Source organism: Isoptericola sp. Y581 (assembly GCF_059445475.1).
The window spans coordinates 24,643-47,104 of the sequence record NZ_JCAIUK010000005.1 but is presented as its reverse complement, the minus strand read 5'-3'; the positions used below and the strand labels follow the sequence as shown (position 1 = coordinate 47,104).

At 73.4% G+C, this 22,462-nt stretch carries 22 protein-coding genes; 6 read left to right on the top strand and 16 right to left on the bottom strand.

Features of this window, described 5'->3' with window-relative positions; genetic code table 11:
- Positions 1–104: 104 nt before the first annotated feature.
- From AC1C2W_RS10685 to AC1C2W_RS10675, 3 genes are all read right to left on the bottom strand, one after another.
- Positions 105–1,814 carry an ABC-F family ATP-binding cassette domain-containing protein gene (locus AC1C2W_RS10685; RefSeq protein WP_495413077.1) on the bottom strand — a complete coding sequence of 570 codons (1,710 nt, stop codon included), beginning with the start codon at positions 1,812–1,814 and terminating at the stop codon, positions 105–107.
- A gap of 221 nt (positions 1,815–2,035) precedes the next feature.
- Positions 2,036–4,159 (bottom strand): beta-galactosidase, encoded by a 2,124-nt coding sequence (locus tag AC1C2W_RS10680; protein ID WP_495413076.1) that lies wholly within the window; start codon positions 4,157–4,159, stop codon positions 2,036–2,038.
- A 138-nt stretch (positions 4,160–4,297) separates the two neighbouring features.
- Complete coding sequence (locus AC1C2W_RS10675; protein WP_495388839.1) at positions 4,298–5,317, bottom strand: LacI family DNA-binding transcriptional regulator; 1,020 nt, start codon at positions 5,315–5,317, stop codon at positions 4,298–4,300.
- A gap of 88 nt (positions 5,318–5,405) precedes the next feature.
- On the opposite strand from AC1C2W_RS10675, the gene AC1C2W_RS10670 reads away from it, so the two are divergent.
- The 5 genes from AC1C2W_RS10670 to AC1C2W_RS10650 all read left to right on the top strand — a co-directional run bounded on the left by AC1C2W_RS10670 (position 5,406) and on the right by AC1C2W_RS10650 (position 11,756).
- Positions 5,406–5,780, top strand: a complete 375-nt coding sequence (locus tag AC1C2W_RS10670; RefSeq protein WP_495413075.1) for an L-rhamnose mutarotase — start codon at positions 5,406–5,408, stop codon at positions 5,778–5,780.
- Positions 5,781–6,029: 249 nt separating this feature from the next.
- Entirely contained in the window at positions 6,030–7,211 is a 1,182-nt protein-coding gene (rhaI, locus tag AC1C2W_RS10665; RefSeq protein ID WP_495388837.1) for an L-rhamnose isomerase, read from the top strand.
- A gap of 2 nt (positions 7,212–7,213) precedes the next feature.
- Positions 7,214–8,176, top strand: coding sequence for an alpha/beta hydrolase fold domain-containing protein (locus tag AC1C2W_RS10660; protein WP_495413074.1), 963 nt, complete (start codon positions 7,214–7,216; stop codon positions 8,174–8,176).
- Positions 8,177–8,214: 38 nt separating this feature from the next.
- Positions 8,215–10,281, top strand: coding sequence for a bifunctional aldolase/short-chain dehydrogenase (locus tag AC1C2W_RS10655; protein WP_495413073.1), 2,067 nt, complete (start codon positions 8,215–8,217; stop codon positions 10,279–10,281).
- 5 nt (positions 10,282–10,286) lie between these two features.
- Positions 10,287–11,756: a rhamnulokinase gene (locus AC1C2W_RS10650; protein WP_495413210.1), complete on the top strand. Its 1,470-nt coding sequence runs from the start codon at positions 10,287–10,289 to the stop codon at positions 11,754–11,756.
- On the opposite strand, the gene AC1C2W_RS10645 is transcribed toward AC1C2W_RS10650, so the two are convergent.
- Together AC1C2W_RS10645 and AC1C2W_RS10640 are read right to left on the bottom strand one after the other, a co-directional pair.
- The gene (locus tag AC1C2W_RS10645) at positions 11,741–12,259 is read right to left on the bottom strand and encodes an ATP-binding protein (RefSeq protein ID WP_495388834.1); all 519 of its coding nucleotides are present in this window, start codon (positions 12,257–12,259) and stop codon (positions 11,741–11,743) included. The two genes, AC1C2W_RS10650 and AC1C2W_RS10645, sit on opposite strands and share 16 nt — an antisense overlap.
- A 360-nt stretch (positions 12,260–12,619) precedes the next feature.
- Entirely contained in the window at positions 12,620–13,081 is a 462-nt protein-coding gene (locus AC1C2W_RS10640) for a MarR family transcriptional regulator (protein ID WP_495413072.1), read from the bottom strand.
- A 61-nt stretch (positions 13,082–13,142) separates the two neighbouring features.
- Here AC1C2W_RS10640 and AC1C2W_RS10635 point away from each other — a divergent pair, with 61 nt between their 5' ends.
- Positions 13,143–14,084: an alpha/beta fold hydrolase gene (locus AC1C2W_RS10635; RefSeq protein WP_495413071.1), complete on the top strand. Its 942-nt coding sequence runs from the start codon at positions 13,143–13,145 to the stop codon at positions 14,082–14,084.
- Here AC1C2W_RS10635 and AC1C2W_RS10630 read toward each other — a convergent pair.
- The 11 genes from AC1C2W_RS10630 to AC1C2W_RS10580 all read right to left on the bottom strand — a co-directional run bounded on the left by AC1C2W_RS10630 (position 14,081) and on the right by AC1C2W_RS10580 (position 22,439).
- The gene (locus AC1C2W_RS10630) at positions 14,081–14,419 is read right to left on the bottom strand and encodes a hypothetical protein (protein ID WP_495413070.1); all 339 of its coding nucleotides are present in this window, start codon (positions 14,417–14,419) and stop codon (positions 14,081–14,083) included. The genes AC1C2W_RS10635 and AC1C2W_RS10630 overlap by 4 nt on opposite strands.
- Positions 14,420–14,429: 10 nt before the next feature.
- Positions 14,430–14,660 carry a hypothetical protein gene (locus tag AC1C2W_RS10625; RefSeq protein WP_495388830.1) on the bottom strand — a complete coding sequence of 77 codons (231 nt, stop codon included), beginning with the start codon at positions 14,658–14,660 and terminating at the stop codon, positions 14,430–14,432.
- Entirely contained in the window at positions 14,647–14,847 is a 201-nt protein-coding gene (locus AC1C2W_RS10620; RefSeq protein ID WP_495388829.1) for a hypothetical protein, read from the bottom strand. Before AC1C2W_RS10620 ends, AC1C2W_RS10625 begins: the two co-directional genes overlap by 14 nt.
- Positions 14,848–14,870: 23 nt before the next feature.
- A complete protein-coding gene (locus tag AC1C2W_RS10615) occupies positions 14,871–15,776 on the bottom strand; it encodes a Rho termination factor N-terminal domain-containing protein (protein WP_495388828.1) in 906 nt (301 codons plus the stop codon).
- A 206-nt stretch (positions 15,777–15,982) separates the two neighbouring features.
- Entirely contained in the window at positions 15,983–16,153 is a 171-nt protein-coding gene (locus tag AC1C2W_RS10610) for a hypothetical protein (protein WP_495388827.1), read from the bottom strand.
- Between the two features lie 15 nt (positions 16,154–16,168).
- Complete coding sequence (locus tag AC1C2W_RS10605; RefSeq protein ID WP_495388826.1) at positions 16,169–16,651, bottom strand: HAAS signaling domain-containing protein; 483 nt, start codon at positions 16,649–16,651, stop codon at positions 16,169–16,171.
- Complete coding sequence (locus AC1C2W_RS10600) at positions 16,651–16,986, bottom strand: PadR family transcriptional regulator (RefSeq protein ID WP_495388825.1); 336 nt, start codon at positions 16,984–16,986, stop codon at positions 16,651–16,653. Before AC1C2W_RS10600 ends, AC1C2W_RS10605 begins: the two co-directional genes overlap by 1 nt.
- A 33-nt stretch (positions 16,987–17,019) precedes the next feature.
- Positions 17,020–18,333, bottom strand: coding sequence for a glycoside hydrolase family 125 protein (locus AC1C2W_RS10595; RefSeq protein ID WP_495413069.1), 1,314 nt, complete (start codon positions 18,331–18,333; stop codon positions 17,020–17,022).
- Positions 18,321–20,609 (bottom strand): glycoside hydrolase family 3 protein, encoded by a 2,289-nt coding sequence (locus AC1C2W_RS10590; RefSeq protein ID WP_495413068.1) that lies wholly within the window; start codon positions 20,607–20,609, stop codon positions 18,321–18,323. Before AC1C2W_RS10590 ends, AC1C2W_RS10595 begins: the two co-directional genes overlap by 13 nt.
- A complete protein-coding gene (locus AC1C2W_RS10585; protein ID WP_495413067.1) occupies positions 20,606–21,460 on the bottom strand; it encodes a carbohydrate ABC transporter permease in 855 nt (284 codons plus the stop codon). Before AC1C2W_RS10585 ends, AC1C2W_RS10590 begins: the two co-directional genes overlap by 4 nt.
- A gap of 40 nt (positions 21,461–21,500) precedes the next feature.
- Positions 21,501–22,439, bottom strand: a complete 939-nt coding sequence (locus tag AC1C2W_RS10580; protein WP_495413066.1) for a carbohydrate ABC transporter permease — start codon at positions 22,437–22,439, stop codon at positions 21,501–21,503.
- Between the last annotated feature and the right edge of the window lie 23 nt (positions 22,440–22,462).

Here is a 22,462-nt window from a genome sequence, read left to right as displayed (position 1 = left end):
GTCCGCTGCCGCTGGTTGAGCTTGTCGAAACCCGGGTCCTTGGTTTCGACAAGCTCAACCGGCGATGGTTTCGACAGGCTCAACCGGCGACAGTTTCGACAGGCTCAACCAGCGAGGGAGTCGGCGACGACCCTGCCGCCGTCGAGCACGAGCCGGCGGCCGCGGAAGCGCTCGCGCATGGTGCGGTCGTGGGAGACGAGCACGAGCGTCCCCTCGAACGCGGCGAACGCGCGCTCCAGCTCCTCGACGAGGGCGGGCGACAGGTGGTTGGTCGGCTCGTCCACGAGGAGCACGTCCGTGGTGGTCGTGACGACCCGCGCCAGCTCGAGGCGGGACCGCTGCCCCTGGGACAGCGCACCGATCGTCCGCGGCAGGTCATCGGGGCGGAACAGGCCCGTAGCGAGCAGCGCCTCGGCGTGCTGGTCCAGGTCCCCGGGGCGGCCCGCGGCGAAGCCGTGCAGCACCGTGCGCGCGTCGCGGGCGGTGAACGCGCCCGCCTGCCGCAGGTGCCCGACCTCTCCCTCGGCGCGAACGGTGCCGGTGCGCCGTCCTGAGCCTGCGCCGTCCTGAGCCTGCCGAAGGGTCGAAGGGTCGGGCGTGACCTCTCCCGCGACCAGCCCCAGCAGCGTGCTCTTGCCGGCGCCGTTCGCGCCGGTCACGAGCACGTGCTCGCCGCGCGCCACGGTCAGCCACGGGACGTCGAGGCGTCCGCGCACCTCGACGTCGCGGAGCTCGATCGCCCACCCGTCGGCCCCGGGGCGGTCGGTGCCGCCCGGTGTGGTGCCGACCTCGGTCCGGAACTCCGCGCGATCGGCGGGGCGCTCCGCGGGGTCCTCGGTCAGCCGCCGCACCCGCTCCTTGGCGTTGCGGATGCGGCCGGTGGCTCCGTGGGTGCGAGACCGCGACCGGAACGCGCCCGACCCGAACGAGGCCAGGGGGAGCTTGCGCGGGGTCTGGTCCATCCGCTCCGCGTTGGCGGCGACGACCCCTCGCTGACGCCCGAGGTCGGCGCGCCAGCGCTCGTACGCGAGCCGCGCCTGCTCGCGCTCGGCCTCCTTCGCCGTGAGGTAGCCCGCGTAACCGGCGCCGTACCGGCGCGCGATGCCGCCGTCGACCTCGACGAGCGTGGTCGTGAGGTCGGTCAGGAAGGCGCGGTCGTGCGTGACGGCGATGACGGTGCCGTCGTGGGTGCGCAGGCGGTCCGTCAGCCAGTCGAGGGCGTCGTCGTCGAGGTCGTTGGTCGGCTCGTCCAGCAGCAGCAGCTCCGGGTCGGCGGCGAGCGTCGCGGCCAGCGCGAGCCGGGAGCGCTCCCCGCCCGACAGCGTGCCGAGCGGCCGTCCGCGGTCCAGGCCGGGCAGCCCGAGCCGGTGCAGTGCCACGTCGACGCGGTGGTCCGTGCCGTGCCCGTCGCGGGCGTCGAAGCGCGCGGTGAGGGCGCCGTAGCGCCGGATCGCGTCGTCCTGCGCGGCGCCGTCCAGCGAGCCGAGCGTCCGTTCGAGCGCGGAGATCTGCGTCTCGAGGGTGCGCAGGTCGGCCAGCAGGTGGTCGATCGCCTCCGCGACGGTGCTCGCGGCCGGCAGCTCGACCGCCTGCGGCAGGTAGCCGGTGCCGCCCGGCGCATGCACCACGCGGCTGCCGTTCTGCGGCTCCAGCGTGCCGGCGACGACGCCGAGCAGGGTGCTCTTGCCGGAGCCGTTGTCGCCGACCAACCCGACGCGCTCGCCCGGCGAGACGGTCAGGGACAGGCGGTCGAGCACCACGCGGTCGGCGTAGCGCAGGGTGATGTCGGTGAGGGTGAGCTGTGACGGGTCCATGGGCGGGACTCCTTCCGTCGTCGTCGGCGTCGACGAACGTGACCGGCGGTGGGCGCGCGAACGCCGACGCGGAGCAGTGCTTTCGGACCTGCTCGGCGCGTCGGCGCTGGTGTGCTCACAGAGTTCCCATTGCCGTGCACCCTACGAACTCGGTGCGCAGGGCTGCAACCTCATTGTTGTCAGGAGATCACCAGCACGCCGCCGCCGGCGAGGTCGCGCCATCAGCCGACCCGCACCACGCGCACCGCACCTGCCGACACGGTGAGGGTGCCGTCGACGACGGTCCCGCCGAGCAGCTCGGTGCCCGTCACGGGAGCTCCCGCCGTGCCGAGCGTCACGTCGGTGTCGGTGTGGTTGATCGCGAAGAGCCACGACGTCGCGCCGTCGTCCGACCACCGCCGCACGACCTCCACCCCCGCCGGCGCCACGACGTCTGGGCCCACGCCCGCCTCCGCCACCAGCTGCTCGGCCAGCGCGCCGAGGCCCTGCTCGTCGAGCCGCGTCGCGACGTACCAGGCGCGGCCGGCCCCGACCTCGCGCCGGGTGATCGCCGGCCGCCCCGCGAGGTCGGCACGCCGTCCTGAGCCTGCGCCGTCCTGAGCCCGTCGAAGGGTCGAAGGGTCGTCGTACGACGCCACCACCTCGGTGCCCTCCGCGACGCGGGTCTTCTCGGCCCACAGGTCCGCGACGGCCCCGCCGCCCACGGCCTTGCCCACGACGCGCACCGACTCGCCCTCCTGCAGCGGGGCGAACTCCTCCGTGCGCACGCCTAGCAGGTCGCGGAACGCGCCGGGGTAGCCGCCGAGGCGCACGTGGTCGTTCTCGTCGACGATGCCGGAGAAGTACGTGACGACGACGGTCGCGCCCCGCTCGGCGGCGGCGGCCACGTTCGCGGCGTCGGCGTCGCTCACCAGGTAGGTGGTGGGCAGGACGACGAGGTCGTAGCCGTCGAAGTCGGCGCCCGGCGGCACGAGGTCGGTCGTGACGCCGAGCCGCCACAACGCGCGGTACCAGGCCTGCACCTGGTCCATGTAGCGCAGCTCCTGCGACGGGTGGGAGTCGAGCTCCGACCCCCACCACGACGGCCAGTCCACGACCACGGCGGCGCGCGAGCGCACGCGCGAGCCGCGCACCTCGCCGACCGCCCGCAGCGCGCGGCCGAGGGTCACGACGTCGCGCCAGACGTCGGAGTCGCGGCCGGCGTGCGGCACCATCGCCGAGTGGAACTTCTCGGCGCCGGCCCTCGACTGGCGCCACTGGAAGAACATCACCGAGTCCGCGCCGCGGGCCACGTGCTGCAGCGAGTTGCGCAGCAGCTCGCCGGGCTGCTTGGGACTGTTGCGCGGCTGCCAGTTCACCGCCGACGTCGAGTGCTCCATGAGGATCCACGGGTCGCCACCCGCGATGCTGCGCGCCAGGTCACCGGAGAACGCCAGCTCGACGTGCCGGTCGGGATCGGCAGCGACCGTGTAGTGGTCGTTCGCGACGACGTCGAGCTCGGGCGCCCAGGAGAAGTAGTCCATGCCCTTGGTGGTGCCGTGGGCCATGAGGTTGGTCGTGACGGGCACGCGCGGGGTGATCTCGCGCAGGGTGTCGCGCAGGTCGAGGTAGTAGTCGAGCAGCGCGTCGGAGGAGAACCGGTCGAAGTCGAGCTGCTGGGTGGGGTTGGCGAAGGTGGGCGCGGTCAGCGGCGGCAGCACGTCGTCGAACGACCCGTAGCTCTGCGACCAGAATGCGGTGCCCCACGCCTCGTTGAGCGCGTCGACCGTGGTGTAGCGCTCGCGCAACCACTCGCGGAAGGCCGTCGCGGCGGCGTCCGAGTAGTCGCGCGGCACGTGGCAGCCGATCTCGTTGTCCACGTGCCACAGGGCGAGCGCCGGGTGGTCGCGGTAGCGCTCCGCGATGCGGGTGGTCATGCGCAGCGCGTAGTCGCGGTGCACGGGGTGCGTGACGGCGTACGACTGGCGGCCGCCCTGGTGCAGCACCGTCCCGTCGGCGAGCCGGGGGAGGATCTCGGGGTGCCGACGCGTCAGCCACGGCGGGGGCGACGCGGTGGCGGTGGCGAGTGCCACCTGGATCCCGGCGGAGTGCAGGCGGTCCATCGTCTCGTCGAGCCAGGCCCAGACGAGCTCGCCCTCGCGTGGCTCGATCGTGGCCCACGAGAAGATCGCGACGCTCAGCACGGTGACGCCGGCCTCGCGCATGAGCTCGAGGTCCTCGAGGCGCACATCCTGCGGCCATTGCTCGGGGTTGTAGTCGCCGCCGAAGCCGAGGCCGGTGATGCCGGCGTTCCATGGGCGGACCTGGGCGGGGTCGAAGGACTCCGGTGTGGTGCGTCGTCGCATGGCACGAGTCTGCCATTGAATCGATGTAACCGAGAAGCGCTTGCTGCCCGTGTCCAGGCGCCGAACGGGCAGTTGTGCACGGAATGGGGGCGGGGCTCAATCCGCGCGCAACTGCCTGTTCGGCAGCGGTCGAAGGTGTCAGCCGACGCCGGTGGTGGACTCCCGCACCACGAGCTCGGGCTGGAACGTCACCTGCTCCACGGAGTCGTCCGGGTCGAGCAGCAGGTCGGCGGCGCGGTGGCCGAGCTGGTGGGTGGGCTGGCGCACGGACGTCAGCGGCGTCGCGAGCTCGCCGGCGAAGGTGACGTCGTCGTACCCGACGACGGCCATGCCCGAGGGCACGGGCACACCCGCGGCGCGCAGGCTGCGCAGCGCCCCGAGGGCCGTGAGGTCGTTGACGCACATCGTGGCGGTGGGGCGGTCCGTCAGGGCGAGCACCTGTTCGGCGCCGGCCTGCCCGCCGTCCGCGTTGAGCGTGGAGATCGTGACCTCGACGAGCGCCTTCCCGGGATCGAGCCCGAGGTCGACGAGCGCGTCGCGCAGGCCCTCGCTGCGGTCGGCGCACTGGCGGATCGTGTGCGCGCCGTTGAGGAACGCGATGCGCTCGTGCCCGAGGCCGACGAGGTGGCGGGCGGCCGCGCCGGCGCCCGCCCGGTCGTCGACGGCCACCGACGACAGCGTGTCGACGGGTGAGGGGCGGTCCAGCAGCACCACCCGCAGCCCGCGCGCGCGGAGCGTCTCCAGGTGCTCGACGTCCGGGGTGGACGGCACCACCATCACGCCCTGCACGCCGTGCTCCTCGAACAGCCGCAGATAGCGCGCCTCGCGCTCCGGGTTCTCGTCGGAGCTGGCGAGCATGAGCGTGTAGTCGGCCTCCTCCAGCCGGTCCTCGATGCCGCGGGCCACGTCGGTGAAGAACGGGTTGGACACGTCGAGCACGATGGCGCCCGCGGTCGTGATCGTGCCGGCGCGCAGCTGGCGGGCGGAGCCGTTGGGGACGAAGGCGAGGTCGTCGATGGCGGCGAGCACACGCTCGCGGGTGGTGGGCGAGACGCGGTCGGGGCGGTTGAGGACGTTCGAGACGGTGCCGACCGACACCTTGGCCAGGCGCGCGACATCGCTGATCGACGCGCGGCGGCGGCGGGCGGTCGTCGTCATCTGTGCTCCTCGGGTTAGGGCGCCTCGTCGCGCCTGGGCTCCAGGGTAGAGGTTCCTGTGCGCCGGACGGGCTTGCTACGTTCATCGTATGAACCGTTTCATCGACGACGCGGCAACGACGCACGTCTGCTTCGTGTCCCGGGTGCGGCGCGACCGCCTCGACGAGTACCGCGCGGCCCATGTCGCCGTCTGGCCCGAGATGCTCGAGGCGCTGGCCGAGACCGGCTGGCACGACTACCGCCTGTTCCTCGGGGCCGACGGGCTGCTCGTCGGCATCCTGCGCACCGACGACTACGAGCGCGCGCAGCGCGACATGGCAGCGCGCGAGATCAACGACCGCTGGCAGGCGCAGATGAAGGACTTCTTCGAGCCCGCCGACGGCCGCCCGGACGAGGGGTTCGTGCAGCTCGAGGAGGTCTTCCACCTCGAGTCGCAGCTCGGGGCCGCCCGCCGCGCCGACTGACCGCCGACCTGTCAGGCTCACGTCGACGTATATGCGCTCCTGGCCCTGACAACTCCTGGCCGCGGGGAGTTGTCAGGGCCACGAACCCGTATACCCGGTCCTGGCCCTGACAACTCGGGAGCATGGGTTCGAACCCGGCGGTCGGTTGACGCGGCCTCGGCGCGCACCTAGGCTATGAAACGATTCAAAGCGCGGGACGCACGACGCCCGCACCATCATCGCGCGAGGGAGCGCGGACGAGGAGGAGACATGACGGCGACGACGCCCGTGCTCGACGCACGGCTGCGCAAGGCCCTCGGCGAGCAGGCCATCGAGCTGCCCTCGTGGGCGTTCGGCAACTCGGGCACCCGGTTCAAGGTCTTCGGCACGCCGGGGACGCCGCGCGACCCGTACGAGAAGATCGCGGACGCCGCGCAGGTCAACGCGTACACCGGCATCGCCCCGCGCGTGTCGCTGCACGTGCCGTGGGACCTGGTGGACGACTTCTCCGACCTCGCACGGCACGCCAAGGAGCAGGGCGTGACGATCGGGATGATCAACTCGAACCTGTTCCAGGACGACGACTACAAGCTCGGCTCGCTCACGCACATCGACCCCGCGGTGCGGCGCAAGGCGATCGCCCACCACGTGCAGTGCATCGACGTCATGCGGGCCACGGGGTCGAAGGAGCTGAAGGTCTGGCTGCCGGACGGCACCAACTACCCCGGGCAGGACTCGATCCGCGCCCGCCAGGACCGGCTCGCCGAGTCGCTCGCGGAGATCTACGCGGAGCTCGACGACGACCACCGCATGGTGCTCGAGTACAAGTTCTTCGAGCCGGCGTTCTACCACACGGACGTGCCGGACTGGGGCACCTCGCTGCTGCACTGCCTCGCCCTCGGCGAGAAGGCCAACGTGGTCCTCGACACCGGCCACCACGCACCCGGCACCAACATCGAGTTCATCGTGGCCCAGCTGCTGCGCCAGGGCCGGCTCGGCGCGTTCGACTTCAACTCGCGCTTCTACGCAGACGACGACCTCATGGCCGGCGCCGCGGACCCGTTCCAGCTGTTCCGGATCATGCACGAGATCGTGCAGGCCGAAGCGCTGCGCCCGGAGTCGGGGGTGAACTTCATGCTCGACCAGTGCCACAACATCGAGGAGAAGATCCCCGGCCAGATCCGCTCGGTGATGAACGTCCAGGAGGCCACGGCCAAGGCGCTGCTCGTCGACGCCGAGGAGCTCGACGCGGCACAGCGTTCCGGCGACGTGCTCGACGCCAACGGCGTGCTCATGGATGCCTACAACACGGACGTCCGCGGGCTGCTCGCCGACCTGCGCACCGAGCAGGGGCTCGCCGCCGACCCGATGCGGGCCTTCGCCGCCTCCGGCTACGCGGAGCAGATCGCGGCGGAGCGCGTGGGCGGCCAGCAGGCGGGCTGGGGCGCCTGACGATGACCACGACGACGACGTCCGTCGCGGCCGCGTCGAAGGACGGCGCGGCCGTGACGGTCGCCGACCGGGTGCTCGACGGCCCGCACGGCGACCTGCGGGTGCGCGTCTACCGGCCCGGGGCGACGCCGGTCGCGGGCCTCGTGTGGGCGCACGGCGGCGCGTTCGCGCACGGCGATCTCGACATGCACGAGGCCGACGGCGTCGCGCGGGGGCTCGCCGCCGCGGGCGTCGCCGTGGTCAGCGTCGAGTACCGGCTGGTGTCCGCCATCGACTACCGCGACCCGGCCGCGGCGCCCGGCACGGACGGCGTCCGCTTCCCGGTGCCGTCCGAGGAGGTCGCGTTCGCCTTCGTCTGGGCGACGGGCGGGGAGGCCGCCGACCTCGACGTCCCCGCCGGCCGCTGGTCGCTGGGCGGAGCCAGCGCCGGCGGCGACCTCGCCGCCGGGGCGTCGCTGCGCCTGCGCGACCTTTCGACAGGCTCAAGACGGCGCGGCGCCGTGCCGCTCGGGCAGGGGGGAGCCGCGGCGACCACCCCCCGCAGCGTCGTGCTCGCCTACCCGGTCACGCACCAGGTGCTGCCCGAGCCCACGGCCGAGCTGGCCGCCAAGATCGCCGTGCTGCCGCCGGAGCGGAACTTCGAGCCGGACGCCGTCCGGACCATGAACGCGAACTACCTCGGCCACGACGGGCCCGCCACGTCGCCGTACGCCTTCCCCGGCGGCCACGACCTGCGCGGACTGCCGCCCACGTTGGTCGTGAACTCCGACCACGACGCCCTGCGCGCGGGCGGCGAGGCCTACGCGGCCGAGCTCGTCGCCGCCGGGGTCGACGTCATGGTCGTCCGCGAGGACGGCACCTACCACGGCCACCTCAACCAACCCGCCGACCCGGGCTGCGCGCGCAGCATCGCGCGCCTCGCGGCCTGGCTGACGACCGAGCTCACTACCGACATCCTCCCGTGAGGTCGACGACCTCCCAGCACCACGAACCGGAGCATCCGATGACGAACGACACCGTCGCCTCCCTGGTCGCGCGGTCGAACCGCCTGGGCGCCGACCCGCGCAACACCAACTACGCCGGCGGCAACACGTCCGCCCAGGGCACGGAGACCGACCCGGTCACCGGGCAGGACGTCGAGCTGCTGTGGGTCAAGGGCTCCGGCGGCGACCTCGGCACCCTCACAGAGAAGGGCCTCGCGGTGCTGCGCCTCGACCGGCTGCGCGCGCTCGTCGACGTGTACCCGGGCGTGGACCGCGAGGACGAGATGGTCGCCGCGTTCGACTACTGCCTGCACGGCAAGGGCGGCGCCGCCCCCAGCATCGACACGGCCATGCACGGCCTGGTCGACGCGGCGCACGTGGACCACCTGCACCCGGACGCCGGCATCGCGATCGCGACCGCCGCGGACGGCCCGGAGCTCACGCAGACGATCTTCGGCGGCAAGGTGGTCTGGGTGCCGTGGCGCCGGCCCGGCTTCCAGCTCGGCCTCGACATCGCCGCGATCAAGGCGGCCCACCCCGACGCCGTCGGCACGGTCCTCGGCGGGCACGGCATCACCGCCTGGGGCGCCACGTCCGAGGAGGCCGAGGCCAACTCGCTGTGGATCATCGAGACCGCCGCCGCGTACATCGCCGAGCACGGAAAGCCGGCGCCGTTCGGCCCGGCCCTCGGCGGCTACGGCGCACTGCCCGAGGCTGAGCGCCGCGCCAAGGCGGCGGCCCTCGCGCCGCACCTGCGCGCGATCGCCTCGGCGGACCGGCCGCAGGTCGGCCACTTCACGGACGCGGACGTGGTGCTCGACTTCCTCGCGGGCACGGAGCACCCGCGCCTGGCCGAGCTGGGCACCAGCTGCCCCGACCACTTCCTGCGCACCAAGGTGAAGCCGCTGGTCGTGGACCTGCCCGCGACGGCGACGGTCGACGAGATCGTCGAGCGCCTGCCGCGGCTGCACGAGGCCTACCGCGCGGACTACTCCGCCTACTACGAGCGGGGCGCCGCCGAGGCCCGCTCGCGGGGCGAGGAGCCGCCCGCGATGCGCGGCGCCGACCCGGCAATCGTCCTCGTGCCCAGCGTGGGCATGTTCTCCTACGGCGCGGACAAGCAGACCGCGCGTGTGGCGGGGGAGTTCTACGTCAACGCGATCAACGTGATGCGAGGCGCCGAGGCGCTCTCGCAGTACGCCCCGATCGACGAGTCGGAGAAGTTCCGTATCGAGTATTGGGCGCTCGAGGAGGCCAAGCTCCAGCGCAGGCCGAAGCCCAAGCCGCTCGCCACCCGCATCGCCTTCGTCACCGGCGCGGCGTCGGGCATCGGCAAGGCCATCGCCACCCGGCTCGCGGCCGAGGGTGCGTGCGTCGTCATCGCCGACCTCGACCGGGAGAAGTCCGAGGCCGCCGCGACCGAGATCAACGAGATGCTCGGCTCGACCGACGTCGCCGTCGGGCTCGCGGCCAACGTCGCCGACGAGGCTGCGGTGCAGGCCGCGCTGCGCGAGGCCGTCCTGGCCTTCGGCGGCGTGGACATCGTCGTGAACAACGCCGGCCTGTCGCTGAGCAAGTCGCTCTTCGACACCACCGAGGCGGACTGGGACCTGCAGCACGACGTCATGGCCAAGGGCTCGTTCCTCGTGGCCAAGAACGCGGCGCGGATCCTTGTGGACCAGCGGCTCGGCGGCGACATCGTCTACATCTCGTCGAAGAACTCCGTGTTCGCGGGGCCCAACAACATCGCCTACTCGGCCACCAAGGCCGACCAGGCACACCAGGTGCGGCTGCTCGCGGCCGAGCTCGGCGAGCACGGCATCAAGGTCAACGGCATCAACCCCGACGGCGTCGTGCGCGGGTCCGGCATCTTCGCCTCGGGCTGGGGCGCGAACCGCGCCAAGACCTACGGGATCGAGGAGTCGAAGCTCGGCGAGTTCTACGCCCAGCGCACCCTGCTCAAGCGCGAGGTGCTGCCCGAGCACGTGGCGAACGCCGTCTACGCGCTGTGCACCTCGGACTTCTCCCACACCACCGGCCTGCACGTGCCCGTCGACGCGGGCGTGGCGCAGGCATTCCTGCGGTGACGTCGGTGAGGGCGTCGGGCACGCTCGCCGCCGTCGACCTCGGCGCCACGAGCGGCCGGGTCATCCTGGGCCACTTCCCTTCGACCCTTCGACACGCTCAGGACGGCGCAGGCTCAGGGCGCCGCGGGCAGAGGATGCGGCTGCAGCACGTCGCGCGGTTCGCGAACGACCCGGTCCGCACGCCGGACGGGCTGCACTGGAACCTGCTGGAGCTGTACCGGCAGGTGGTCGAAGGGCTCGCCGCGGCCGAGCGGGAGGCGCCGGGGGAGATTCTCGGCGTCGGGATCGACTCGTGGGCCGTGGACTACGGGCTGCTGCGCGACGGCCGCCTGCTCGGCGTGCCGTACCACTACCGGGACGGGCGCACCGCCGCGGGCGTGGAGCGGGTGCACGCGCAGTTGGACGCCGCGGCGCTCTACCGCCGCAACGGGCTGCAGCACCTGCCGTTCAACACGGTGTTCCAGCTCGCCGCCGAGGGCCCGCTGCTCGGCCTGGCCGACCGGATGCTGCTGGTGCCCGACCTGCTCGCGCACTGGCTCACCGGGGCGGAGGTGGCCGAGCGCACCAACGCGTCCACCACGGGCCTGCTCGACCCCCGCACGGGGGAGTGGGACACCGCGCTGGCGGACACGCTCGGCATCCCGGCGGCGATCCTGCCGCGGCTCGTCGACCCCGGGACGGCTCTGGGCAGCCTCTCTCCCGACGTCGCCCAGGTGGTGGGCCGGGCGCTCGAGGTCACGGCCGTCGGCTCGCACGACACCGCCTCCGCGGTCGTCGCGGTGCCGGCCACGGACCGCGACGTCGCGTACGTCTCGTGCGGCACGTGGGGCCTGGTCGGCCTCGAGCTGGACGGCCCGGTGCTCACCGACGACGCGCGCCTCGCCGGCTTCACCAACGAGGGCGGCGTCGACGGCCGCACCCGGTTCCTGCACAACGTCATGGGGCTGTGGCTGCTGTCGGAGTCCATCCGTGCCTGGGAGCGCGAGTCGACGGCCGCGCAGCGGTCCAGCACCCTGCAGGAGCTGCTCGCCGAGGCGGCGCACGTGACCGCCCCGGTCACCGTCTTCGACGTCGACGACTCGCGGTTCCTGCCGCCGGGGGACATGCCCGCGCGCATCGCCGAGTGGTGCCGCGAGCACGACCAGCCCGTGCCCGCCACGCGAGGCGAACTCGTGCGCAGCATCGTGGAGAGCCTCGCGCAGGCGTTCGCGGACGCCGTCCACACCGCGGCCCGGCTCGCCGGGCGCGCCGTGTCGACCATCCACGTGGTGGGTGGCGGCGCGCAGAACACGCTGCTGTGCCAGGCGACCGCGGACCGGTCCGGGCTGCCGGTGGTGGCCGGGCCGGTCGAGGCGACCGCCATCGGGAACCTGCTGGTCCAGGCCCGCGCCCGCGGGCTGGTACACGGCGACCTGGAGGAGCTGCGCGCGCTCGTGGCCGCCGCGTTCACCCCGGAGCGCTACAGGCCCCGGTAGCCCCCGCCGCCCGTCCGCACGCCGGCGGGCACGCCGTCGGGCGCCGCGACGCGCGCCGGAACGGGGATGGCGAACTGGGCCCAGACGTGCTTCTCGCCGCCGGTGCGGTACCAGCCGACGCAGTCGGCGACGGTCTTGGCCAGGCGCAGGCCGTGCCCGCCCTCGCCGGGCTCCCGGTCGAGGGGCACGACCGGCGGTGCTTCCGGGCTGCGGTCCACGACGTCGAGCACCGCGACGCTCCCGTCGCACAGCAGCCGAGCCGTGACGGGCGGGCGGGCGTGCTCGAGCGCGTTCGCGACCAGCTCGCTCGCGACGAGCACCATGCGCTGCCTGCCGGTCAGTCCGCCGACGTCGTCCGTGGGCTCCACGCGGGTCGTGACGCCGTGGCGGGTCAGCCGGCACTCGAGCTCCGCGCGCACGTCGGCGATGTCGTCGGCCGTGCCGAGCGTCCAGGACCCGATGACGGCGAGCCGCTCGGGAGGCATCCCCTCGATCGGGCTCACCCGACCCACCGTCCGCCCCATCGCCGCCCCCCGGGCGCCGGGGCGCCACGTCGTGTCCGTCGTCCTGCGACTGCTGCCTCGGGGGACGCCTGACCTGCGACTCTGCCGCCTGGCGTCCGTCGCCCGAGTCTCGCTCCGGGCCGGTGCAGCCCCTGCTCGGCGTCGAGCCTACTGCCCGGGAGCCCGGTGCGCGCGCGGGCGGGCGACCCTCGTTGTGGGCGCGAGAAGGGGGCAAATCTCCGCGAAAATCACCCCGTTCTCACGCCCACACACCGGTGGTCGGCCAGCGACGCCACGGGCGCCAGCCGTCGTCGCCGGTGAGCCGCACGCCTCGACGGCACCACCGCCCGCGTCAATGGTTCAGCGGGCCACATCACCATGGGGGATGCGACCGGGCAGGAGGGCGCCGCCGAGCTCGTCGAGCAGGGCGGCCACGTGCGCGGCGTCCTTCTGGTCGGTGCCCAGGTGGCGGGCCAGCGCGGGGACGACCGACGTCGACCGGATCTCAGCGAGCCGGGTCGAGGCGCCGGGCTCGCGGGTGACGCGGGTGCGCCGGCGGTCCGCCGGGTCGCTCTCCGTCCGCACGGCGCCGGCGGCGCGGAGCCGAGCGACCGCCGTCGACACCTGGCTCTGGGGGAGGCCCGTGTGCGCGGCGATCTCGCCGACGGTCGAGCTGGCGTGCTCGGCGACGTCCGCGGCGACGATCAGGGTTGCGCGCGCGCTGCCGGGATGGCTCGCCTCGTCCCCCGGCGGCTCCGGCAGGGCGTTCTCCCCGATCTTCATCAGGGCGCGGCCGAGCAGGAAGAGGTCGACTCCGTTCATCCCGGCAGCCTACTCGAGATACATCTAGCAAGATGCATCGAACACGATGTAATCTCCCCGTATGTCACAGATCGAGGTACCCGGGGCCAGCATCCACTTCCAGACGGTCGGGTCCGGCCCGCTGCTGGTGATCTCGCAGAGCGGGGAGGGTGACGCGGACCGCACCGCGGACCTCGTCCCGCGGCTGACGGATCGCTTCACCGTGCTCACCTACGACCGCCGGGGCCTGTCCCGCAGCCGCCCCCACGAACCTCGCGGGGGAGCGGCGATCGCCGACCACGCCGACGACCTCGACCGGCTCCTCGCGCACGTCACCGACGCGCCGGCGATGATGCTCGGCTGCAGCCTCGGGGCGGCGATCGGCCTGCACCTCGCGGCTGCCCGGCCCGGCAGGTTGTGCACCCTCGTCGCGCACGAGCCGATCGCACCGTGGCTGCTGCCGGACGACGAGGCGCAGCAGCACCGCCGGGAGCTCGCCGAGATCCAGGAGGCGTACCGGTCCGGCGGGCTCACGAGCGCCCTCCCGGCCATCGTGCGGTCTCTGGGGATCGACCCGTCGGGGTCGCAGAGCGAGCGGGACCTGACCCCCTTCCCGATGGATGCTGCCCGCGCCGCGAACTTCGATCACTTCATCCACCACGACTTCACCGCCGCGATCGAGGACCGCCTCGACCCGGCACGGCTCGTGGGGCTCCGCACCCGGGTGGTCCCGGCGGCCGGGGAGGCGACCTCCGGCGACGTCTTCGACCGCCGCTGCGCCGAGGCGCTCGCCTCCCGCGTCGCCGGCCCGGTCCGGCTCTTCCCGGGCGGGCACAACGGCAACCTGAGCCACCCCCGCGCCTACGCGCGCCGGTTGCTGGAAGTGCTGGACGAGGCGACCGCCATGGGGGCCGTCACCAAGCCCGGGGGCGCGGTCGAAGCTCGACGCGATCAGCCAGCAGTCGTCGCCGACGCGGACGACGTCCGGGTTCGGCCGGTCCGCGTCGAGGATCGGGTTGCTTAGTTCGTCGTGGTCGCCTTCCGTCTCGTCGCTGGGACAGTGGTCTTGCCCGGTCGGTCGGGCTGATCGGGCTGAGAGAGCTCGGCCATGATGTGCTCGGCGGCGGCCAGGTTCCGGCCGAATGCCGTGGTCGTGGCCGGCCCGCCCTGAAGGGACGGGGCGTTGCCGGCACGGGTGTCCGCGGGTGTGCCGAGACCTGCGGCGCCGAGGTCTGCGATGCCGAGGGGTATGCCGCCCCCGGCACCCAGCCCGTCCGTGTCGCTGATGGCGACCACTCCCTCGACCCTCAGCAGGGGGATGCGGAGCAGGCGTGCCAGGAGGTGGACCTTGATGAGCATGGTCGCCTGGCTACTCGCCGAGCTTGATGTCGCGGTACAGGTCGGACGCGTCCGGCGTCGTCGTCGTCGGTGTCCTCGACGACGACACTCCGTCGGACTCGTCGTAGCGCTCGCGGAGCCTGGTGATGGCCGCCCTGGCGGCCGCCTCGATCTGGGCGTACCGCTCCCGGCCGGCGCGGGTCCCGGCCAGGTAGCCCAGGCCGAAGAAGATCGCGCGGCCGAGCGTCTTACTCCCGATCATCCTCGTCCTCCCGGTGCTTCCGCTCCCGGATCGCGGACGCGGCCGCGCTGATCGCCGTCACCCCCACCACCGACCCGAGCGTGATCAGGCCGGACCGCACCGACGTGGTGCCGGAGTGCTTCGGCTTGCGGCCCAGCGCCGCGCCCACCCGGTCGATGAACGACTTCTTGCGGAACATCGTGAACATGGTGCTCCCGTCTCCGATCGTGGTCAGCCGCGTGCCTTGCGGACCGCCGCGACGAGCTCCGGCTTGCGCATGGACGAGTTGAGGTCCAGGCCCATCTCCGTCCCGAGGGCGAGCAGCTGGGCCTTGGTCAGGTCGTCGAGGTCCAACGGGTCGATGTCGGCGTCGGCGCCGAGCTGCTGCCCCTCCGACGCCATCGCCTTCCGTCGCCGCTCGGCCTCGTAGACCTTCTTCTGGGCGTGCTGGGCGTCCTCCTTGGCCTCGTCCGCCAGGCGTTCGGCCCGGGCACGCGCCTCGTCGGCCGCCTGGCGTGCGGCCACCGCCGCCTCCTCGGCCATCTCGCGGGCCCGCGTCATCTGCTGACGGGCACGCTCGATCGCCTGCTCGGCCTGCGCGCGAGCCTTCTCGGCCTGCTCGTGGGCCTTCTCCAGACGCTTGTCGACGTCAGCCTTCGCCGCGGCCACCTGCCGGGCGGCGATCTGCTCCGCCTGGTTCCGCTTCGCCGCGACGTAGTCGTCGGCCTCGCGCTGCGCGTCCGCGACCACCTCGGCGACCTTGCGGTCCCCCTCGTCGCGCACCGCGGAGATCGTCCGGTCGCCCTCCACCTCCGCGGCATTCGCGGCGTCCGCCTGCTCCTTCGCGTTCGTGGCCGCCTGGTGGGCGCGCGTCTCGAGCTCGTGCGCGCGCTCCATCGCCGCGTCCACGCGGTTCAGCCGGCTGTCGGAGCCGTCGGCGAACGGGTTGGCGTCCGCGAGGGTCGTCGTGGCATGCTGCCCGGCGGTCTGCAGGCTGTGACCCGCAGACTGCGCGGTGTGGCCGGCCGATTTGACCGGGTCCTTCACGGCCACGTCCAGCACCCACAGGACGTTGCGCGGAAGATCGGTCAGGCCGCGTCGGGCCTGACGCCCCAACCACGTCATCGGATTGGACATCGACTCCTCCTCGCTTCGCTGGGTGGTCGACCTGACCGGTAGCGGCCGAAGCCGCCGACCCTTCCGCTCAGGACGCCGCAGTCAGAGGCCTGCCCGCCGACACGGTGCAACCTCGACCGCGCCGCTACCGCGACATGCCTCCTGGGTCCAGGACACTGCAAGAGTGGTGTGCACGCACGTCGGCAGCCTCGACGGGGCCCTCCGCGTCAGCCGTTCGCGCCTCGCTCGGCGATGCGGCGGTTGGTGTCGGCGATCGCCGTGAGCTCTTCCGCCGACAGCCCGGCGCGCGCGAGGATGCGGCCCAGGGTGTCGCTCTCGAGCAGCAGGTACTCGTCGATGCCGGAGGTCGTTGCGGCGGCCCGCCGCCACCGGGCCACCGGGCCGGGCCCCGGCTATCCAGCGGCGAGGACGTGGGAGACGAAGAGGGCAGCGGATGCGACGAGCGTGATGGCGCCGAGCACGAGAGCGAACCGCTGCAGGGCACGGTTCCCCGCGCCGGCGCGGAGCCTGAAGATCGCCCAGACGACCGTGGCCGCCGCCAGGACGGGAACGATGTACGTCGCCAGGGAGACGATGGAGAGGACCAGGAGGCAGACGTCGGCGACAGGCGTGGGGGCCGGCGCGGCGGGGGAGGCCGCGAGCGTGGGCGTGGCGGGCGTCGCCTCGGCGGCGATGGCGTCGACGGGGCCCAGCTCGTCGAGCACGCGGCGGGCAGAGTCGTCGTCCGTGCCGTGCGCGGCGAGGGACTCGGCCGCGTGCTCACGCACCGCGGCCAGGGTCTCCGCACGTTCGCGCGGGTCGGCGGCCGACAGGGCGCGGTCGAGGTCGGCGAGGTAGGCCTCGACCAGCGGCGGGAAGGCGGGTGATGCGGTCATCAGGTCTCCAGGGTCGTGTGGACGTCTGCGGTGAACCTGGCCCAGGTGGCGGTGAAGGTCTCGAGTGCCGCCCGCCCCTCGGCCGTGAGCTCGTAGTACCGGCGCGGGGGGCCCACCGCGGATGCGACCTGCGTCGTGGTGACCCAGCCCTGCTGCCGTAGGCGGGACAGGAGGGGGTACAGCGTGCCCTCGCTGGTCAGCAGGGTCCGGTCGTCGCCGAGGCGTTCGGCGAGCTCGAGCCCGTATGCCGGTGCCGTGCGCAGGCACGCCAGGACGCAGTACTCCACGACTCCCTTGCGGAGCTGGGTGAGGACCATGTCCGGAGTCGGTACCATGCATCACAACGTAGCAGTACCTTGCACAGCACGCTAGAGGGCCGGCCGGCCGTCCTCGGCCACGGCGAGGGCCAGCTCACAGAACATCGAGTCGGCCCACGAGAACCAGGGCCGGGAGTAGGCCGTCGGGTCGGAGGGGTCGAAGCTCTCGTGCACGCGGCCGGTCCCGCCGTCGGTGTCGGCGATCAGCCGCAGCAGGCGCACGCGATCCTCGGGGGTGCCGGTCAGCCCCTCGACGGCGAGCGCGATGGGCCACACGCGGCCGGCCTTTGTGTGCGGGCTGCCGACGCCGCTCGCCTCGCTGCCGGTGAAGAAGTACGGGTTCGCCGGGCTCAGCACGAACCGGCGCGTGGCCTGCCAGACGACGTCGTCGAGCACGTCCGGGGCGTTCAGCGGCAGCGAGAGCAGCGACGGGGTGTTGGCGTCGTCCATGCACAGCACGCCGCCCAGCCCGTCGACCTCGTAGGCGTAGATGCGCTCGCCATCCGTGGAGCCCGCAGGGGAGGGCGCCACCCCGTGCGCGGCGACTCCGTCGACCAGCTCCCGCGAGAGCGCGCGGGCGTCGTCGGCCAGGGCGGCGTCGGCGTAGACCTCGTCGGCGATCTCCGCGACGGCCCGCAGCGCCTGCGCGGCGAAGAGGTTGGCCGGCACGTTGTAGCCGAACGTGCAGGCGTCGTCCGACGGGCGGAAGGCGCTCCACGTCATGCCGGTGAACCCGACGGGCGTGCCGCGGCCCTCACGTGCGAGCGTCTCGGTGGGGATGGTCGTGTCGCGGGAGAAGCGGTACGGCGACGCGTCGTGCCGCTGCTCGGTGCGCAGCAGGCGCACGACGGCGCGCAGGACGCGGTGCGCGCACCCGTCGAAGACCTCCGTGGCGCCGGTCTCGCGCCACAGCCGGTGCGCCAGCGTCACGGGGTAGGCGAGGCTGTCGACCTCGTACTTCTGCTCCCACACCTGCGGGTCGTCGCAGACGTCGTCGGGGTCGTAGTGCGCGCCTGTGGGGCCGTCGTTGAAGGCGTTGGCGTACGGGTCGTGGTCCAGGCACGCGAGCTGGCGGCGCACGACGGCGGCCACGAGGTCCGCCAGCGGCGGGCACTCGCCCAGCAACCGCAGGTACGGCGTGAGCTGCGTCGTCGAGTCGCGCATCCACATCGCCGGGATGTCGCCCGTGATGACGAACGCGCTGCCGTCGGCCCCGATCGTCACCGTGTCGGTGAGGGTGCGCCGCAGCGCGGCCTCGACCATCGTGCCGATCCGCTCGCCCGCCGCGGCGCGCACCCGGTTGGCGGCGTCCCGCAAGGTGGCGTCGATCGCCGGGTCGAGGTGGTGGGTGGTCAGCGTTCCCACGGGGTGGTGTCCTCCTGGTCGGTGACGCGCACGGTGGTGGCGCCGGCGGGCTCGTCGGTGTCGGGGGTGCACCACGCGCGGACGGTCAGGGGCACGGCGACGGGCTCGCCGGTCGCCCAGGAGCCGAGCTCGTCGAGGCCGAGCCGGTACGTCAGCGACGTCGTCGCGCCCGGCTCGACCGTCGCGCGCTGCACGCCGAGGAGCGTACGACGCCGCGGCCGGATCCCCCGCTCGTGGCGCCGCCCGTAGAGCGGCACCGACACCGTGGCGGGCGCCGGGCCGTCGTTCGTGACGTCGACGGTGAGCGTCGCGGCCTCGCCGCCGGCCAGCTCGTCCGCGCGGACGGACGTGGCCTCGCGCACGGTGGTCGTGATCCCGGGGGTGTGCGCCGTGCCGAACGGCAGCCCGCGCAGCACCGGGTTGTCGGAGTACGCGCGGGCCGTCTCCAGACGCTCGTCGTGCGCGACGGGCAGCACACCGTCGGCGGCGGGGAACGTCGCCGGGAGCCTCCCGGAGGCCGCGCCGGAGAGGAGGGCGTCCGCGATCGCCGCGCCGCCGCCCGGCCCCGGGAAAGGGACCACGAGCAGGGCGTCGACGAGCGGCCCGAGCTCGGTCAGCACCCGCGGGCGCCCGTCGAGGACGACGCCGACGACCGGCCTGCCCGCCGCCCGCGCCGCGCGCGCGACGTCGAGCTGCGCCTGCGGCAGCGCGACGGCCGAGAGGTCCACGCCCTCGCCGTTGGTCGTGTCGGGGGCGGGGCCCTCGACGGCGCCGTTCTCCGCGAACTCGTCGTCGTAGCTGCGCCGGCTGGTGCCGCCCAGCACGACGACGGCCACGTCCGCCGCCTCGCACGCCCGGCGTACGGCGTCGAGCGCGCGGGGCTCGTCGAGCTGGCCGTCGAGCGGGCCCCGCAACCGGCTGCCGACCGCGTGCCGCACGCACCCTGCCCCGAGCCGGTCCGCGAGGGCCGAGAGCACGGTGGACGCCCCGGGGTCGACCGGCGGGCGCGGCGGCGTGTAGTCGCCGAGCTGCGCGTCCAGGTCGTCGGCGTTGGGGCCGACCACGGCAACGGTCGCGCCGCCGGGCAGGGGAAGGACGCCGCGGTCGTGCACGAGCACGACGGACTGCCGGGCCGCGCGGTCGACGAGAGCGACGACGTCCCGCTCGGGGGCCGGCGACGGAGCGGTCGCAGGCGCGGGCTCGCCCAGCAGGCCGAGCCGGTGCTTGAGGGCCAGCACGCGGTCGACGGCGCGGTCGAGCACGTCCTCGCCGAGCAGGCCGCGGTCCAGCGCTTCCTCGACGTGCGTGAACGCCTCGTCCCACAGGCTCAGGTCGACGCCGGCCTGCAGCGCGAGCGCCGCGGCGGACGCCGGGTCGGGCGCGCTGTCACGCAGCCGGTCGATCGCCGTGCCGTCGGCCATGACGAGGCCGCGCCAGCCCCACCGCTCGCGGATGGTGCCGGTGAGCAGCTCCTCGTTCGCGCTGCACGGCACGCCGTCGACGTCGTTGTAGGCGGCCATGTAGCCGGCGACGCCCGCCCGGGCCGCGGCGAAGGCGGGCCGCAGGTGGATCTCGCCGAGCTCGCGCCGGCCGATCGGGGCGCCGGAGCCGTTGCGACCGCCGATGCCCGCGCCCTGGGCCGCGAGGTGCTTGGCGACGACGGCGACGTGCCCGCCGTCGATCGGGTCGTCGCACGAAGCCGTGCCCTGCATGCCGCGAACGGTCGCCTCGACGAGCGTCGCGGCCAGCGCCGGGTCCTCCGAGAAGCACTCCTCCGCGCGGCCCCAGCGCGGGTCGCGGAGCACGTCGAGACCCGAGACGAGCGCGACGTGGGTGCCGCGGGCACGCGCCTCCGCGGCGACGGCGGCGGCGAGCTCCTCGGTGAGCTCCGCGTCCATCCCCGCGCCGAGCGCGAGGTTCACCGGCAGCGTCGTGCCGCCGAGCGCCATGAGCCCGTGCGGGGCCTCCTCGACGAACAGCACGGGCAGGCCGTCGCCGTACCGGGTCACGTGCTCCTGCACGGCGGCGTACGCCTCGGCGCTGCGCTCGGGCGGGATGCCGTTCTCCCAGCGCGCGGCCGACCACGGGTCGGCGCGCAGGACGCCGTAGAGGGCACCGAGCCCGCCCCAGCGGTCGACCTCCCGCCGCAGCACGTCCGTCACGCGGGGCGCGCCGCCGATCCAGCGCACCGCCTCCCAGCCCTTGAGCCGCTGGTTGACCTGGCCGACGCGGGTGCGCAGCGGCAGCGAGGATGCCCGGGGTGTCGCGACCGTCATCCCTTGACCGCTCCCGACAGCAGCGCGCGCTGCATCTGGCGCTGCAGCACCGTGTAGACGAGGTAGACCGGCAGCAGCGTGAACAGCGTGCCCGCCATGAGGACGCCGTAGTCGGTGCCCGCGTCGACCTTGAGGGTGGGCAGCGCGACCTGGATGGTGCGCTGCGCTGTGTCCGGCCCGATGAGGATCAGCGGGTACAGATAGGCGTTCCAGAACGACAGGAAGTTCAGCAGCAGCACGGTCGCGATGCCGGGGATGCAGATCGGCAGGTAGACCTGGCGCAGCACCTGCAGCGAGGTGGCGCCGTCCATCGACGCGGCCTCCTCGAGCTCGCGCGGGATGGTCCGCATGAATGAGGTGAGGATGACGATCGAGAGCGGCAGCGCCGTCGCGGGCAGCAGGAAGATGACGAACGTGCGGGTGTGGAAGAGGCCGAGCGCCGCCGCGAGCAGGAACGTCGGGAAGAGCGCGGCGAACGACGGGATGAGGAAGCCGAGCGCGAAGACGCCCTCGACGACCTTGCCGGCACGGCCCCGGGCGCGGGCGAGCGCGAACGACGCCGGCAGCGCCAGCAGCAGCGTGAGCGCCAGGGCGGCGAGGGTGGTCAACACCGAGTTCGCGATCGCGAGGCCCAGCTCGGCCTGTTGGATCGCCGTCGAGAAGTTCGACAGGTCCCACGTGGTCGGCAGCGCCAGCGGCGACTCGAAGATCTGCTCGTTGTCCTTGAACGACGAGACGATGAAGTAGTAGAAGGGCACGATCAGCAGGGCGGCGTAGATCCACGCGAGCGTGCCGCTCGTGATCGAGCCGATGCGGTCGCGCAACGGAAGGGCTGCGGTGCGCCGGGCCATGGCGGTCTCCTCGGGCTTTTTGTCAGGGCAAGGTCGGGGATCAGTGGGTCGCGCGGAGCACGCGCCGGATGGCGCCCATGCCCAGCAGCCCGATCACGAAGAGGATGACGCCGACGGCCTGGCTGTAGCCGAGGTCGGCCTCGACGAACGCCTTCTGGTAGATCAGGTAGGCGAGCGTCGTCGTCGAGGTTCCCGGCCCGCCCTGCGTCAGCAGCAGCACGTTCTGCGCGGAGTTGAAGAGCATCGACAGGAACTGCAGCATCGTGACGACGCCGATGAAGTCCCGGGCGATCGGCCAGTACATGCGCCAGGCGATGCGCCAGTCCCCGGCGCCGTCGATGCGCGCCGCCGAGACGATCTCGCCGTCGACGCCGTCGAGCCGCGAGGCGATGAGGACGGCCGAGTAGCCGATGCCGCTCCACAGCTCGACGGCGATGATCGCGCCGAGGGCGGTGCTCGGGTCGGCGAGCCAGGCCGTGCCCTCGAACCCGAGGGGCCGCAGGACGCCGTTCACGAGGCCGTCCGGGTTGAGCATCGAGTAGAAGACCATCGCCGTGGCGGGGGCCGAGACGAGCGCCGGGATGAAGAGCAGGTACCGCAGCACGCGATGGCCGCGCGGCTTCTGCACGACGTAGAACGCGAGCAGGAAGGCGAGCACGATCATGACCGGCAGCCCGACGACGATCTGGACCGCCGAGTTCCGCGTCGCGGCCCAGAAGGTCTCGTCGGCGAAGACGTTGGCGAAGTTGTCGAGGCCGGCGAACGTCGGCGTGGTGAGCATGCCCGGCCAGGAGAGGAAGGCGATGACGAACATCGCCACCACCGGGCCGATCATGAACACCGCGTACCAGACGAGCGCGGGCAGGGCGAGGCCGGGGAAGCGTTCGCGGAGCGACGCGCGGCGGCGCGCCCCCGCGGGGACGCCTGGCGGCGTGGGGCGGGCAGCGGCGTCCGTGCCTGCCTCGACGAGCGCGGTCATGGGGATCCTTTCCTGGCGCCGGC

Bases quoted from the DNA above. Each gene is read 5' to 3' on its own strand.
- AC1C2W_RS10585 (WP_495413067.1), bottom strand. From the start codon at position 21,460: ATGGCCCGGCGCACCGCAGCCCTTCCGTTGCGCGACCGCATCGGCTCG.
- AC1C2W_RS10670 (WP_495413075.1), top strand. From the start codon at position 5,406: ATGAACCGTTTCATCGACGACGCGGCAACGACGCACGTCTGCTTCGTG.
- rhaI (WP_495388837.1), top strand. From the start codon at position 6,030: ATGACGGCGACGACGCCCGTGCTCGACGCACGGCTGCGCAAGGCCCTC.
- AC1C2W_RS10630 (WP_495413070.1), bottom strand. From the start codon at position 14,419: ATGCTCATCAAGGTCCACCTCCTGGCACGCCTGCTCCGCATCCCCCTG.
- AC1C2W_RS10615 (WP_495388828.1), bottom strand. From the start codon at position 15,776: ATGTCCAATCCGATGACGTGGTTGGGGCGTCAGGCCCGACGCGGCCTG.
- AC1C2W_RS10635 (WP_495413071.1), top strand. From the start codon at position 13,143: ATGTCACAGATCGAGGTACCCGGGGCCAGCATCCACTTCCAGACGGTC.
- AC1C2W_RS10625 (WP_495388830.1), bottom strand. From the start codon at position 14,660: ATGATCGGGAGTAAGACGCTCGGCCGCGCGATCTTCTTCGGCCTGGGC.
- AC1C2W_RS10640 (WP_495413072.1), bottom strand. From the start codon at position 13,081: ATGAACGGAGTCGACCTCTTCCTGCTCGGCCGCGCCCTGATGAAGATC.
- AC1C2W_RS10660 (WP_495413074.1), top strand. From the start codon at position 7,214: ATGACCACGACGACGACGTCCGTCGCGGCCGCGTCGAAGGACGGCGCG.
- AC1C2W_RS10580 (WP_495413066.1), bottom strand. From the start codon at position 22,439: ATGACCGCGCTCGTCGAGGCAGGCACGGACGCCGCTGCCCGCCCCACG.
- AC1C2W_RS10675 (WP_495388839.1), bottom strand. From the start codon at position 5,317: ATGACGACGACCGCCCGCCGCCGCCGCGCGTCGATCAGCGATGTCGCG.
- AC1C2W_RS10685 (WP_495413077.1), bottom strand. From the start codon at position 1,814: ATGGACCCGTCACAGCTCACCCTCACCGACATCACCCTGCGCTACGCC.
- AC1C2W_RS10680 (WP_495413076.1), bottom strand. From the start codon at position 4,159: ATGCGACGACGCACCACACCGGAGTCCTTCGACCCCGCCCAGGTCCGC.
- AC1C2W_RS10590 (WP_495413068.1), bottom strand. From the start codon at position 20,609: ATGACGGTCGCGACACCCCGGGCATCCTCGCTGCCGCTGCGCACCCGC.
- AC1C2W_RS10655 (WP_495413073.1), top strand. From the start codon at position 8,215: ATGACGAACGACACCGTCGCCTCCCTGGTCGCGCGGTCGAACCGCCTG.
- AC1C2W_RS10620 (WP_495388829.1), bottom strand. From the start codon at position 14,847: ATGTTCACGATGTTCCGCAAGAAGTCGTTCATCGACCGGGTGGGCGCG.
- AC1C2W_RS10600 (WP_495388825.1), bottom strand. From the start codon at position 16,986: ATGGTACCGACTCCGGACATGGTCCTCACCCAGCTCCGCAAGGGAGTC.
- AC1C2W_RS10605 (WP_495388826.1), bottom strand. From the start codon at position 16,651: ATGACCGCATCACCCGCCTTCCCGCCGCTGGTCGAGGCCTACCTCGCC.